This window comes from Paenibacillus sp. FSL R5-0623 (assembly GCF_037974265.1).
In the GTDB taxonomy this organism is placed as follows: domain Bacteria; phylum Bacillota; class Bacilli; order Paenibacillales; family Paenibacillaceae; genus Paenibacillus.
Genome location: NZ_CP150233.1, coordinates 4,080,723 through 4,095,312, shown reverse-complemented (window position 1 = coordinate 4,095,312; position 14,590 = coordinate 4,080,723). Strand labels below are relative to the sequence as shown.

Annotated in this window: 10 protein-coding genes; all 10 read left to right on the top strand. The window is 47.7% G+C overall.

All coding sequences use genetic code 11. The annotated features are described in order from the left end of the window. The first annotated feature begins 135 nt into the window (after positions 1-135). The 10 genes from MKY92_RS17910 to MKY92_RS17865 all read left to right on the top strand — a co-directional run bounded on the left by MKY92_RS17910 (position 136) and on the right by MKY92_RS17865 (position 14,500). On the top strand, positions 136-1,113 hold the full coding sequence (locus tag MKY92_RS17910; RefSeq protein ID WP_339177189.1) for an aromatic acid exporter family protein: 978 nt from the start codon (positions 136-138) through the stop codon (positions 1,111-1,113). 75 nt (positions 1,114-1,188) lie between these two features. Then, entirely contained in the window at positions 1,189-1,749 is a 561-nt protein-coding gene (locus MKY92_RS17905; protein ID WP_062835006.1) for an outer spore coat protein CotE, read from the top strand. Between the two features lie 200 nt (positions 1,750-1,949). Next, positions 1,950-3,200 carry a hypothetical protein gene (locus MKY92_RS17900; protein WP_339297148.1) on the top strand — a complete coding sequence of 417 codons (1,251 nt, stop codon included), beginning with the start codon at positions 1,950-1,952 and terminating at the stop codon, positions 3,198-3,200. A 202-nt stretch (positions 3,201-3,402) separates the two neighbouring features. Next, positions 3,403-6,204: a DNA mismatch repair protein MutS gene (gene mutS / locus MKY92_RS17895; protein WP_339297147.1), complete on the top strand. Its 2,802-nt coding sequence runs from the start codon at positions 3,403-3,405 to the stop codon at positions 6,202-6,204. 21 nt (positions 6,205-6,225) lie between these two features. Further along, complete coding sequence (gene mutL, locus MKY92_RS17890) at positions 6,226-8,442, top strand: DNA mismatch repair endonuclease MutL (protein ID WP_339297146.1); 2,217 nt, start codon at positions 6,226-6,228, stop codon at positions 8,440-8,442. 17 nt (positions 8,443-8,459) lie between these two features. Then, complete coding sequence (locus tag MKY92_RS17885) at positions 8,460-9,245, top strand: class I SAM-dependent methyltransferase (RefSeq protein ID WP_339297145.1); 786 nt, start codon at positions 8,460-8,462, stop codon at positions 9,243-9,245. After that, positions 9,226-10,182 (top strand): tRNA (adenosine(37)-N6)-dimethylallyltransferase MiaA, encoded by a 957-nt coding sequence (miaA, locus tag MKY92_RS17880; RefSeq protein WP_339297144.1) that lies wholly within the window; start codon positions 9,226-9,228, stop codon positions 10,180-10,182. The genes MKY92_RS17885 and miaA overlap by 20 nt, the downstream gene beginning before the upstream one ends. A gap of 373 nt (positions 10,183-10,555) precedes the next feature. Next, entirely contained in the window at positions 10,556-10,798 is a 243-nt protein-coding gene (gene hfq, locus MKY92_RS17875; protein WP_017687918.1) for an RNA chaperone Hfq, read from the top strand. Between the two features lie 171 nt (positions 10,799-10,969). Then, positions 10,970-13,648, top strand: a complete 2,679-nt coding sequence (locus MKY92_RS17870; RefSeq protein WP_339297143.1) for a PBP1A family penicillin-binding protein — start codon at positions 10,970-10,972, stop codon at positions 13,646-13,648. 288 nt (positions 13,649-13,936) lie between these two features. Further along, on the top strand, positions 13,937-14,500 hold the full coding sequence (locus tag MKY92_RS17865) for a DUF402 domain-containing protein (protein ID WP_036672757.1): 564 nt from the start codon (positions 13,937-13,939) through the stop codon (positions 14,498-14,500). Positions 14,501-14,590: the final 90 nt, after the last annotated feature.

The following is a 14,590-nucleotide window of genomic DNA, read 5'->3' as shown; positions in this document are numbered from 1 at the left end:
TGTGACCGGCATGCATGCGCATGTCGGTTGATGTCGTCTAGTTTACTTTTGGATGAGACATACTAGTCATGATAATGAAAGAGGCGACGAGCTGGCTAAGAATTTTTTTGCAGCTTAGAGGAGATGGAATATTAAATGGGTTTTAGGGTAATTAAAACTGCAATCGCCGCATTAATGGCTGTATTGATTGCAGACTGGTGTCGCTTGCCGGGACCAACATCAGCGGGATTGCTTGCCATTCTTGGCGTGGATGTAACGAGAAAACGAAGTATTCGCACCATATCGGCGCGGTTCTTTGCTTCCGTAGTTGGACTTTTATTTGCAAGTGTACTTTTTCACTTTCTAGGCTTCCATTATTGGGTGCTGGGGGTATACATATTGATCGCATTCCCGGCTATTGTCCGGGTAGGCTTCAAAGAAGGTATTGTTACAGGTTCTGTTGTGGTGTTTCGGGTGTTCGGCGGCGGGGAGATGGACGTGCATGTCGTCCTCGTACAAATTGCTTTGCTGTTAATTGGTCTTGGTTCCGCAATGGCGGTTAACCTGGCCTATATGCCGGCAGCAGATCCGCAGATGCTTCGCATTCGGAAACGAATCGATGAACTCTTCTCGAAAATTTTCAAGGAATTTGCTGCCACGCTGCGTAATCCCAATGAAGCATGGGCGGGGAGAGAGCTGATTGAAGCAGATCAAGCGATCCTTGGCGGTATTGATGCGGCCAAGCGTTCTCTGGAGAATCAGGTGATTCATCCGAATGAGGAATGGAGTGTCTACTTCTATATGCGCAAAACGCAGTTGGACTCTATCCAGCACATGATGCATCTGGTGTCCCAGATCTATCAGAAGATGCCACATGCGGAAATGGTGTCGGAGCTGTTCGATCAGCTTAGTCAGGATGTACTTACTGAATCCTACACTGGACGAACTGAAAAACTTCTTGCGGATGTGCAAGAAGAATTCAAACGTATGGAGCTGCCGGATACAAGGGAAGAATTCGAGATTCGTTCTGCAATTCTCCAGCTGTGCCGTGAACTCGCGCTGTATCTGAAAGTCGCGAAGAAGGACAAAGCGCCGTCCCCAATCTCGGACCGGTCCCAATCTACAAACGAATAATAGAAAATAGTTGTCACCCTAGACGAATGCCCTGCATACACTTGTAGTGAATGATTGTATGGAGGAGGTTTAAAGATGTCATTGAGTCATAAACATCAATGTAGAGAGATTATCACGAAGGCGATCTGCGGCAAAGGTCGTAAGTTCTCTACCGTAACACATACCGTGACTCCGCCAAATGGTCCGACAAGTATTTTGGGGGCTTGGATTATCAACCACCAATATGAAGCCGTATCAGCGGGTGACGGAATTGAAGTTATTGGTACTTACGATATCAACATTTGGTATTCCTACGACAAAAATTCTCAGACGGATGTAGCCAAAGAAACGGTCTCGTATGTAGAACATGTGCCTTTGTCCTATCTGGACCCGAAACACCGGACTTCCACAGTAGAGGTATCTGCGGATGCAACGCAGGAACCTAGCTGTGTGGAAGCCACAGTATCAGCAGGTGGAAGCAGTGTAATTATCCGGGTAGAACGGGAATTCGCTGTGGAACTCGTTGCCGAGACTAAAGTTTGTGTGAAGGTCTGCACAGATGGATGCGGTGATTACGAAGACAAGGACTATGACTTCGGCAGTGGCGATGGAGATTATGACGATCTCGATCCCGATCTGCTCGACGATGAGCTGTGAGTTTGACGCCTGTATTTGATAACCTAATGTATCATATGCGCCAGAAGGCGCGGTGAAGAGGGCGTAAGCCCTCTTTCTTCTTAAATATTGAAAAATGGGTGGTAATGAGCCTCGCAATGTGCCTGGAATACCTTTCACGGGAAGGCTCCGCATTGCGGGGTTATTTTTATTTTTGGGCATGATCCGGGAGGGGGGACGTAATGAATGTGATGGAACAAGCGGAGGAAGCGCTGCGCCGCTATGAAAGGATGACTGCCGGAGAACGTTCAGAACGGCTGAAACAGGCAGGCATTGAAGTACTGTCACTGCACGATCGGCGTAAACGTGAACCAGGCTTGCGTGTACGCTATGACGTAGAGATAAGCTGTATGCAGGCAATTCGGATCAAGCGCAAGGATACTAGTGGCATGGGAGGGGCGCAGGAAACTCTGTTGGAGCGTGAAGCGAGTTCGACCTTATACAAGCGCATAGAACGACTTGCGATCAAAACGCTGTATACGCTAGGGCTGGATCATGGATCTGTTCGAATGGAGTCCTCAGGGAACGGCGGTTGTGCAGTGATTTCGATCGACCCGTGTCCCTGGAAAGGGGTGACCAACCTTGCTGCTACCTATAGGGAAAGCTGGAAGCTGCATCAGGAACTGCTGGATGAGGAGGCGAATCACAGACCCACTCCGATACTTGGCATGGACCCCGAGTTCCTGCTGGTTCAAATGCCGGAATCCAAAATCGTACCCGCCTCCAAATTTCTTGAACGTAGCGGAATGGCAGGCTGTGATTCCGTGACGATTGGTGGACGGCGCATATATCCGGTTGCCGAATTGCGGCCTGCTCCCAGCTCCGAACCACGAGAGCTACTGGCTCATCTGATGAGGGCATTCGCAGCCGCTTCCCGCAGCATCAGTGATCACTCGCTCATCTGGCAGGCAGGAGGGATGCCACAGCGGGGGTTACCTCTTGGTGGTCATATTCATTTTAGCGACGTGAATCTTACCGGGGAACTGCTCCGTGCACTGGACAATTATCTGGCATTGCCATTGGCATTTCTTCAAGACCCCCGTGGATCGGGAAGGCGACCCCGTTATGGAGCACTTGGTGATTTTCGTCTGAAATCCTATGGTGGGTTTGAGTATCGTACGTTACCCAGCTTTCTTGTGTCACCCCTTGTTGCGAAAGGTGTTGTGGCCTTGGCAGGTCTGATCGCGAGAGAGTATACTCAATTACGGCAGCGTCCGTTGGCAAAAGCTGAGGTCCATGCCGCTTTTTATGAAGGAAAGCGCGAAGTGATTAAGGAACACATCCCAGCCCTCGTAGATGATCTGAAGAGGTTGGATGGATATGCACGTTATGAACGGTATGCGTCTCCGTTGATCCTTCAATTAAAACTGGGAAGAACATGGGATGAGAGCCGCGATATTCGCAAACTCTGGAATATTCGGGCAGGTTCATGAAGTACGGACGTTTTTTTGATATAATAAGAAACAAGTCTGTTTAAATGATAGCTACGGAAGATATGGAGCAGCAACCTTTGAAGGAAGTGGCGAATAGCCAACACATAAGGCGGAGGCGCAAACACAGTGCCTGACCGTCTTATTGTCCTTCCAGGACGCGTTTCTTCCTGACATTATAGGAACGGGATGGAGGATATTCATCATGGCTCAGTATACGCCAATGATTCAACAATATTTGCAAGTGAAGGCCGAAGCACAGGATGCTTTTCTATTTTTTAGACTGGGTGACTTCTATGAACTGTTCTTTGAGGATGCAATTAATGCTTCCCGTGAACTAGAGATCACGCTGACCGCACGCAACGGAGGCACGGATGATAAAATTCCGATGTGCGGTGTACCTTATCATTCGGCTGACAATTACATACAGCGTCTGATTGAAAAAGGATATAAAGTTGCGATATGTGAACAGATGGAAGATGCGAGTGTAACCAAAGGCATGGTACGACGTGAAATTGTTCGTGTGGTTACACCCGGAACGGTAATGGAAGGCAAAACACTAGGGGACAAGTCCAACAACTACATGGTTTGTCTTACAGGTAATCAAAATACGCTCGCGCTCGCGGCCTGTGATCTGTCAACGGGTGAGTTGTATGTGACATCCGTACCCTATTCCAAGGAGTGGCTTAAGGATGAAATCGGCATCTATGAGCCATCGGAGCTGGTGGGGGATGCAGCGCTGCTTGAAACGGTAGAAGCCGAGGCATCTCCAATCGGTCGCCCTGTGGTCTACACGGCGTGGACAAAGAATAAGGAAGATCTGGTCCGTCAGCAGTTTGGTGAGGCTGTGTGGGCAAGATTAGAGCCTGAACGTCAAGCGTGCATTGCACGTCTTTTCTCCTATCTGAGTGAGACACAGAAACGTTCTCTGGGACAATTAACTCAAATCTCAACGTATGAGCCAGATCATTATATGATCTTGGACCCGTTTACCCGCCGGAACCTGGAATTGGTGGAAACCGTGCGTGAACGCTCCAAAAAAGGTTCATTACTCTGGTTGCTTGATCGGACCGAGACGTCCATGGGTGCAAGAATGCTGCGTCGCTGGGTTGATAAGCCATTGTTGCAAAAAGGGAAGATTAATGAGCGTCTTGAAGCAGTGGATACGCTGTACAACCAGTTTATATTGCGTGAGGATTTGCGGGCTGAACTCAAAGACATCTATGATCTGGAGCGTTTGGTAGGCCGGATTGCGTTTGGTAATGCCAATGGTCGTGACCTGAATGCGCTCAAATCATCGCTGGAGAAAATTCCAGGACTTCGTCAACATTGCGCAGGATCATCTTCCGCAACACTGCAGCATATTGCCGAAACAATGGATGATTGCAATGATCTGCGTGAAGCCATCGGGCAAGCCATTGTGGACGAGCCGCCGGTATCGGTAAGGGACGGAGGTCTGATTCGTGAAGGGTACCATGAACGTCTGGATGAATTGCGCGAGGCTTCGGTTAACGGGAAACAGTGGATTGCGGAGCTGGAAGCGAGAGAGCGTGAGGCGACAGGCATTCGATCGCTCAAGATTGGATATAACAAAGTGTTTGGTTATTATATCGAGATCACCAAGTCCAATCTGTCCGCGTTGCCAGAGGGACGTTATGAACGTAAACAGACACTTGCCAATGCAGAACGTTACATTACGCCGGAGTTGAAGGAAAAAGAGACGCTGATTCTCGAAGCTCAGGACAAAATGGTTGATATTGAGTATGGACTGTTCGCAGAGCTGCGCGAGCGGCTGAACAAAGAGATCGCAAGACTGCAAAAGCTGGCTGAACAGGTAGCGGAAATTGATGTGTATCAATCTTTTGCGGTGATCAGTGCTGAGAGAAATTTTGTACGTCCAACGTTGACCGACGGTTATGATCTGGTTGTGGAAGAAGGACGCCATCCGGTCGTTGAGGCGGTCATGCGAGATGGCGCATTTATTGCCAATCACACGGCAATGACCAAGGAAGAGGCACGTATTCTGCTGATTACTGGACCAAATATGGCTGGTAAGAGTACGTATATGCGACAGGTCGCTTTAATCTCCATTTTGGCGCAAGTAGGTTGTTTTGTACCTGCGGGTCAGGCGGAAGTGCCGATCATGGATCGCATTTTCACACGGATCGGTGCCGCGGATGATCTCATTGGCGGACAAAGCACATTTATGGTGGAGATGGCCGACATTCAGGTCATGACGGACAAAGCCACACCACGCAGTCTGATTATTATCGATGAATTGGGACGTGGGACATCAACCAGCGAAGGTATGGCGATTGCTCAGTCTGTTATTGAATATGTACATGATATTATCTGCTGTAAAGCTCTTGTATCAACTCATTTCCATGAGCTTGCTCATCTGGAGGAGAGTCTGGACAAGCTGGCCAACTACTCGATGGCGGTACAGGAGAGTGGTGACAAAGTTAATTTCCTGCGCAAATTGATTGCCGGGGCAGCCAGCAGTAGTTATGGTATCTATTGTGCACGCCTTGCAGGTCTGCCTGATAGCATTATTGAGCGAGCGAATGGACTATTGCATGGGTTCGAACATGCGGCCGCGCAAGTAGCTGTGGGCAGTGAATATATCGGAAACGAGAAGCAGGGAGCAGGCTTGAAATTAAAAGGTGGAGAATTCCAGTACACGGATTCAGCACCATTGATCCGGGAACACGAGATTGTGGATAGTGCAGAGTACACAACTTCTATTGAAGATTCGGCAGGGAAGCAACATGCCAAGAAAGCAAACAGCAAAGCACAGTCCAGCGCAAACCATTCGGATGTGGTTCAACTGTCCATCTTTGGGGATGATGAGCCGAATGTGGCAACGAAACCGGATGTAGTTGCGGTGGATAAACCAGCGCGAGAATTTATCCGAACGATGAAAGATATCGATGTCATGAATATGACGCCTCTTCAGGCGATGCAGATATTGAATGATCTCAAATTGAAGGCACAGCAATTATCCTGAGTATAAGGGAGGGGAAAACCTGTGGCGAAAATACATGTGCTTGATGAACATATTGCCAACCAGATCGCGGCGGGTGAAGTGGTCGAACGGCCTGCTTCAGTTGTCAAGGAGTTACTCGAAAACTCGGTGGATGCAGGCGCCACCAAGATTGAAGTGACGGTGGAAGAGGGCGGACTCCTCAGTATTCGTGTTAAAGACAATGGTTCAGGTATTGAGCCAGAGGACATGGAAACCGCCTTTTATCGTCATGCGACCAGCAAAATAGCTCATGGCCGAGATCTCTTCCAGATCACAAGTCTTGGATTCCGTGGCGAAGCCTTGGCGAGTATTGCTGCAGTATCCAAGGTAGAGGTATTGTCGGCAAGTGACAATGACGGGCGAGGACGCCGCATCGTGATTGAAGGCGGGAACCTTGTCTCTCATGAAGATGCAACCTCACCCCAAGGTACAGATTTTGCAGTGAGAGAACTATTTTACAATACACCAGCCAGACTCAAATATATGAAAACGATCCAGACGGAACTGGGGCATATATCAGATGTCCTATACCGGATGGCGATGTCTCATCCAAACATTTCGTTCCGACTGCGCCATAATGAGAATGTGTTGCTTCAGACGTTGGGTAACGGCGATCTGCTGCAAGTGGTTGCAGCGATCTATGGAACAAGTGCTGCCAAAGCGATGCTTCCCATCCAGGGTGAAAGTCTGGATTACCGGGTGAGCGGGCTGATCAGCCTGCCTGAATGGACACGAGCGAACCGTGGTGGTATGTCGACGATTGTTAATGGGCGATTTGTTCGCAATTACGGTCTCAATCAGGCGATTCTCAAAGCCTACCACACCTTGCTGCCGATTAATCGCTTCCCGCTTGTTGTGGTGCAGTTGGAGATGCACCCATCTCTTGTGGATGTGAACGTGCATCCGGCCAAGTTGGAGGTTCGCTTCAGCAAGGAACCAGAACTGTATGAATTCATAGAGACGACGTTGCGGGGGATACTCCGGCAGGAGGTATTGATTCCTCAGGTCAAAAAACAGCAGATTCGACGTGGAGACGATAGTTCCTTTATTCAGGAACAATTTCTCTTTCCACGTGGTCCGCTGAAAGATGCATCTGATGCAGAAGGATATGGGCAACAAGGTCCACTCGGGAAACCTACTGCTGCACCTCTGAGGTTAACTGCCGAAGATGATGATCTGGATTTGGATGCTCCGGCGGATGTGTCCACAGCACAGCCGGTATCTGACCAGGGTCACTCAGTGCCATTGCCCGAAGCTCCACCTGAGTTTACAACCCCTCCTGAGCAGATAGAAGGTTGGAACGGGGATATTTTGCAGAAGGGGATTAGTCATGATGGGGTGCAGACATCCGCTGATGTCCAGGAAGGTATTAAGGATGTAGGTACAAGTTCTTCCGAAATTTTCACCAAAACGGATCTGTCTTCTCAAGATGGTGGAGCTGGTGGAGCAACAGAGAAACCGCTGACTGAAGGCAAACCAGCTACCTATCGCTCCGATTCCGTAACTTCACCGGTTAGGGAAGCTCGTTCATCGTATAACCCGTCTTCAATTGCGAGAAGTGAACGGACGTGGAAAACTTCAGGTCTGCCTGATGCCACCAAACTTGCTGCTGCCATTAAATCAGATGCATCCATGCCCGCATTTCCGGAGCTGAGTCTGATCGGACAGCATCATGGTACGTATTTGATCGCGCAAAATGACCAAGGTTTATATTTGATTGATCAGCATGCTGCTCATGAACGCGTGAATTATGAATACTATTACGAGAAATTTGGTAACCCTGCCCAGGCCTCACAAGAGTTACTGCTGCCGATTACACTGGAGTTCACACCTTCGGAGACGGAAAAGCTAAAAACAAGGCTGGCATGGTTCGAGCAGGCAGGTGTATATTTGGAGCATTTTGGTGGACAGACGTTCCGTGTGCGCTCCCATCCGTTCTGGTTCCCCAAAGGGGACGAGAAAGACATTATCGAAGAGATGTCTGAATGGGTTCTTAGTGAACGCAGCATAGATGTGGCCAAGATGCGAGAAGCTGCATCCATTATGTGCTCCTGCAAGGCATCCATCAAAGCGAACCAGAAGCTGACGGATCAGGAAGCGAAAGTGCTAATTCAGCGTCTGGGTTCATGTCGTCAGCCCTACACTTGTCCACATGGGCGGCCGATAGTGGTTTCATTTTCAACGTATGATCTGGAAAAATTATTTAAACGAGTGATGTAGCTATTTAGGGGGACATTATGTACATTACAACCGGTGACAAGGAGATTGCCTCTCAGGTGGAGCGTGCGCGTAAGCTCGCCGAAACGACAGGAGGTACCTACGTACCGCGCAATAGAACGTCTTTACCCAAACTGATTGAACATTATGGTATCAACGAAATACTGGTTGTGCTCAATGGCAGAGCACGCTTGTTTCGCAAGGATGCAACGGAGCTTGAGTTTCACCCCAGTATGGGATTTGTTCGTGCTAAGCGTGTTCTTAGAGGGGAAGTTGATCCCATGCTGGAAGCTGGTGCGGTACTCGAAGGAGACACCATTGTGGATTGTACCGCTGGACTCGGTTCAGACGCGCTGGTATTTTCGGTTGCGGCTGGGAAGAGTGGACAAGTCATCGCATGTGAAAGTTCTCAACCGCTCTATACCCTGCTGCTGGAGGGCATGTCCCATTATAAAAGCAACCAGCCCTTGGTGGATGAGGCTTTCCGGCGCATAGATCTGCGGCATGTGGATCATCTTGAGTTACTGCGATCCATGCAGGATCGAAGCTGTGATACTGTATATTTTGACCCGATGTTCCGTGAGCCAATGATGGATTCAAGTGCAATACAGCCCTTGCGAGATTATGCAAATGCTCACGCACTGGATGAACAGAGCATTATGGAAGCAAAACGTGTCGCCCGTAAACGGGTAGTCATGAAAGAAAAGCGCGGCAGCGCGGAGTTTGACAGGCTCGGATTTGAAATACTTGATCGGGCGAATGCAAAAACCCTGTACGGAGTGATTAATGTTGAAAGTGGAAGTTAAACCAAAACCTAAACTGCTTGTGCTGGTTGGACCAACAGCAGTAGGCAAAACAAGAATGAGCATCGAGCTTGCCCAAGCTTTCAATTGTGAGATTATCTCAGGGGATTCGATGCAGGTATATCGTGAAATGGATATCGGAACTGCCAAGATTACCTCTGAAGAAATGAAGGGTGTACCTCATCATCTCATTGATATCCATGAACCGGAGTATCCGTATTCTGTGGCCGAATTTCAGGAGAGTTGCACACGATTGATTAGTGAAATCCACGAACGCGGTAAGATGCCTTTTATTGTAGGTGGCACCGGTCTATATGTGGAATCGGTATGTTACGGCTTCCAATTTTCCGATAGCGGTTCGGATGAAGCGTTCAGAGAGGAACAATTCAGCTATGCGGAGCAATACGGAGCACAGGCCCTTCATGATCGATTGAAGGAAGTTGATCCCGTTAGTGCGGATCGTTTGCATCCGAATGACCAGCGGCGAATTGTACGTGCGCTTGAGATCCATCATCTCACAGGCGAGAAGTGGTCTGATCAGCTGGCAGTACAGAAGAAAGAGTCGCCTTATGACCTTCTTATTGTTGGTTTGACAATGGATCGGCAGAAGTTGTACGCCCGGGTAGAAGAGCGGATTGATCTGATGATCGAACAAGGTCTGGTGGATGAAGTGAAGTCTCTGTTGGAACGCGGAGTGGCCAGAGGTCATATTTCCATGCAAGGACTGGGGTATAAGGAGATTGCAGCGTTCCTGCAAGGGGAAGTGAGTTGGGAAGCTGCGGTTGAGTGGTTAAAAAGGGATACGCGTCGGTTTGCCAAACGGCAGCTTTCCTGGTTCCGCCATATGAAGGATATTGAATGGGTGGACATGACGGATACCCAGGATTTTGAAGGGAAATACAAGCAGATAAGTGAATTGATTACACGAAAATTTGATTGATTTAAGCGAATATTAGTATTCTTCTGACGATCATCGATTGAATCAAGATATGTAAACCTCTACCTTTTAGTTATCAAAAGGATAGAGGTTTTTACTTATTACTAGAACAGATGTTTGAGATTAATCATTCACCAAACAACGAATAAATGTGCTTTAAAATGAAGAATTTGTCCCTCTTTTGCAAAACAGACAAGCGGTGTATAATGGGTAAGTCTTCTATTTTTTCACCTCGCCAAGAATGAGGGTAAAATAGCAGACAAGGGGTTTTTGTGGATTATATGAAACTGTTCATGATATAATAGCACGAAAGCTACTCAGCGATATTGAATATTACTTGAACACGAATTCAAATGAACCAATGGGGGTACGGCTAATGAACAAGTCCATCAACATCCAAGATACGTTCTTGAACCAACTGCGGAAAGAAAATATTCCTGCTACGGTCTATCTGACCAACGGCTTCCAAATCCGCGGGACGATCAAGGCATTTGACAATTTTACGATCGTCATTGACAGCGACGGACGCCAGCAAATGGTCTACAAGCATGCCATCTCCACGTTCACGCCGCAACGCAGCGTATCGCTGATGCAGCAAGATAACAGCGGCGAAGCTTAAAAAAATTACGAAACCTTTTCACCAACCATTTCGTCTACAAGTATAGGTATTGAAACAGAGCAACCTGAATAAAGGGTTGTTCTTTTCATTCCGGGCAAAATATGTTTAATATATGCCTGAGCCTATAGACGAATAGAAATTATGCAACCGAAAGGGAGTCAGGAGGTTAACATGCCAAACGATCCGTTGTCGAGGTCTAACAATCGCAACAACAATAACAAGTCACCCAAAAAAGCGAAGCCAAAGACCTCTAAAAAGAAAAAAATTACGGGTAAACGCGTTGGATGGACACTGTTTTTCACAATGGCAATCGCCATATTCTGTGCACTTGGCGGATATTTATTTATTATGGTGAGTGGTGAAAATCTGCTCAAAGCCAATAAGGACAAAACCACAATTAATGAAACCTCAAAAGTATATGATCGCAATGGTCAATTAATGGGGGAGCTTTCCATTCAGAAGCTGGACCCCGTCAAAGAAGACGATATTCCTGAGCTGGTGAAGCAAGCCTTTGTCGCTACGGAGGATAAGCGATTCTACGATCATCAGGGCGTGGATATCTGGTCCATTGGGCGTGCGGCGGTTAAGGACGTCATGGCTCGTTCCATGGTGGAAGGTGGTAGTACACTAACCCAACAGCTTGCCAAGAACATGTTCTTGTCCCGTGACAAAACGTTCTTCCGTAAAGCAACGGAAGTATCGATTGCCATGGCATTAGAGCGCAAGTACACAAAAGACGAAATCCTGACGATGTATCTGAACCGGATTTTCTTCGGACATCAGCGTTACGGGATTAAAGCAGCATCTGAATTTTATTTTGGAGAAAAAGATCTAAATAATCTTGAATTGTGGGAAATCGCCACACTCGCCGCGATGCCCAAGGGGCCTTCTGCCTACAATCCGGTGAGCAATCCGAACGATTCCAAAGCACGCCGTGGTGTGGTATTACAGCTAATGTATGAACAAGGCTACATCACGAAGGAAGAGATGGATAAAGCTAAAGCGGTAGATTATAACTACAAGCGACCAGAAAAAGACCAGAAATATCAAGCCTTTATTGATTATGTACTTCGTGAAGCTGAGCGAGTAACAGGCAAAACGGAAGATGATCTGAATATCGGCGGATACAAAATCTATACGACCATGGATGCTCAGGCTCAAACAGCCATGGAAACGGCCTTCACAGATGACAGTCTGTTCGAGGCAAGTAAAGACGATCAACAGGTCCAAGGCTCCATGGTTATCATGAACCATGAGAATGGTAGCCTCGTTGCCCTCCTGGGTGGACGGGATTATCAGACTAAAGGTTATAGCCGTGTAACGCAGAGTCGAAGACAACCAGGTTCAGCTTTTAAACCGATTGTGTCTTATGCACCGGCGCTTGAATCAGGAAATTACAGTGCCAACTCGTCGCTGAGTAATGCGAAGCAATGTTTTGGTAACTACTGTCCTGGTAACTTGCATGGATATTCTTCAACGATCAGTATGACGGAAGCCATTACGAAATCGGAAAATATTCCTGCCGTTTGGCTACTTGATAAAATAGGTGTTAACACAGGCATTAATTTTGCCAAAAGTGTAGGCATACAGCTGACAGATGAAGACAAAAACCTGGCGATTGCCCTTGGTGGTCTAAGTAAAGGTACAAATACACTGGAGATGGCGCAAGCCTATAGTGCATTTGCCAACCTCGGAGAATACCGACAAGCCTATGCGATTAAAGAAATCAAGGATAGCGCAGGCAAAACCACCTACAAACACGATAACTCGGACACAACGCGTGTCATGAGTGAGCAAAATGCGTATCAGCTTACACAGATGCTGCAGAATGTCGTTAATGACGGTACGGGACGTTCAGCGCGTCTGGATCGTCCGGTAGCGGGTAAAACAGGAACAGTTCAAAGTGGTATCTCTGGCAACAGTGCCAACCGTGATGTATGGTTTGTTGGATACACACCGGAATGGACTGCCGCAGTCTGGATGGGCTATGACAATCCGGATGCCAATCATATGCTTAAGAACAGCAGTAAGCTGTCGGCAGCTTTCTTTGCCAAAGTCATGGGAGATGCTTTAAAAGGCGTTCCAGTGAAGCAATTCAAAGCACCAGCTGGAGGGCAGGCACCTCCGCCAGTAGAAGAACCAGAAAAGCCGGCTCTGTCCGTTAGTGGGCTGAGTGGATCATACGATCCAAATGCACAAACCGTCTCACTGAGTTGGACTGGAACGGGTGACGCGAGTACGCAATATCGGATTTATCGGAAAGAAACATCGGAAGCCCAGTTCACTCATCTCATTGATGCAATAGGAGCGACCAATGCACAAGATTTAAGTGCGTTGCCTGGTCTAACTTATGAGTACTATGTGACAGCTTACGACTTGGCATCAGGACTTGAGACGGATCCTTCCAACACCATTTCCTTGATGATTGAAGCGCAGGAAATGCCGCCGGAGGAACCTGATCCTGGTATAGACCCTGGAACAGAGATAGATCCTGAGCAGCCAGGTACGGAGAATCCGGACAATGGTTCACCGGATAATGGCAACTCGAACGGTAATAATGGTAATGGGAATGGGAATGAAAATGGCAACAACGGAAATGGGAATGGTAATAACGGAAACAATGGAAACAACGGTAACAACGGCGGAGCTGGCCAAGGAAACGGTCAACCTGGGGAAGGAAATACGACCCCGCCTGGTCAGGGGACAACAGATCCGGGTGGTACCGGTGAAGGTTCCGATGATGGAGCCGTAACAACGCCAGGTGAGGTAGTAACTCCGGACAGCGGAACCAGTGGGGATACTGGAGGGACAGATGCACCTGCAGATTCTCAAGCTGGAACCGGCGGCTAAGCCAATGAATCACTAAATAGCTACATTGAAAAAACTGCTTCCCGGAATACCGATGAAGCAGTTTTTTTGGTATACGGAACCGACTGTAATGGAAGCTGATTTGATGGATAGGTGGGACAAAGCTTGATTTTGAGTGTAAACCTTAAATATGGTAAGCTGTAACTATTCGTAATACGTTGTGCAAGGGCGGGCCCAGAGCGCTGGAATCCATCAGGCGGACGTTATTACATTGTTCACTAATAACATCAGAGCAGGTCACGGACCTGTAGTCGGCAAAGAGGGGTTCGTATGAAACGGAAATTCGGGGACCGCGCGAACTGGCGCCGGATTACGAACCGACAATTCACATGCCGGTTCGTTCAATCCAAAATTTTCACAGGTTATATTACATTGTACACCATACAGGATTTGAAAGAACCTCTGTGGAAAACTTATGGAGGCAGTACCTTCTGTATCGCAGATAAAGGTTATTCCTGGCTGCAATACTATCCGAAGGGAGAGCACTTTGTAGTTACGGCGATGTTTGACGATCAGGAACGGATTGTAGAGTGGTATATTGATACATGTCGTAGTCAGGGGATAACCGATCAGGGTGTTCCTTGGTTTGATGACCTGTATCTGGATGTCGTTGTACTGAAAGATGGGGAAGTATTTTTGCTGGATGAAGATGAGCTTGAAGATGCACTGTCACGAAAACATATTACAACGGGTGATTATGACTTGGCTAACAAGACGGCAAAGGAACTGCTGCATGCCATTGATGCACATGTATTCCCATACTTTCAGTTATCACTGAAGCATAGGCCGAGTTTGTTTGAGAACGGAGAGTTTCGAAAAAACATTCAGATTTGAGTCATCTACTTATCCGTAGAATTCTTCATGATCCTTCTAATATTGGAGCACCTGATAGAATACATTAATAATCAGGAGAGTTCAGCCCGA

Coding starts and splice junctions, on each gene's coding strand:
- MKY92_RS17910 (WP_339177189.1), top strand. CDS start 136: ATGGGTTTTAGGGTAATTAAAACTGCAATCGCCGCATTAATGGCTGTA.
- MKY92_RS17905 (WP_062835006.1), top strand. CDS start 1,189: ATGTCATTGAGTCATAAACATCAATGTAGAGAGATTATCACGAAGGCG.
- MKY92_RS17900 (WP_339297148.1), top strand. CDS start 1,950: ATGAATGTGATGGAACAAGCGGAGGAAGCGCTGCGCCGCTATGAAAGG.
- mutS (WP_339297147.1), top strand. CDS start 3,403: ATGGCTCAGTATACGCCAATGATTCAACAATATTTGCAAGTGAAGGCC.
- MKY92_RS17885 (WP_339297145.1), top strand. CDS start 8,460: ATGTACATTACAACCGGTGACAAGGAGATTGCCTCTCAGGTGGAGCGT.
- miaA (WP_339297144.1), top strand. CDS start 9,226: ATGTTGAAAGTGGAAGTTAAACCAAAACCTAAACTGCTTGTGCTGGTT.
- hfq (WP_017687918.1), top strand. CDS start 10,556: ATGAACAAGTCCATCAACATCCAAGATACGTTCTTGAACCAACTGCGG.
- MKY92_RS17870 (WP_339297143.1), top strand. CDS start 10,970: ATGCCAAACGATCCGTTGTCGAGGTCTAACAATCGCAACAACAATAAC.
- MKY92_RS17865 (WP_036672757.1), top strand. CDS start 13,937: ATGAAACGGAAATTCGGGGACCGCGCGAACTGGCGCCGGATTACGAAC.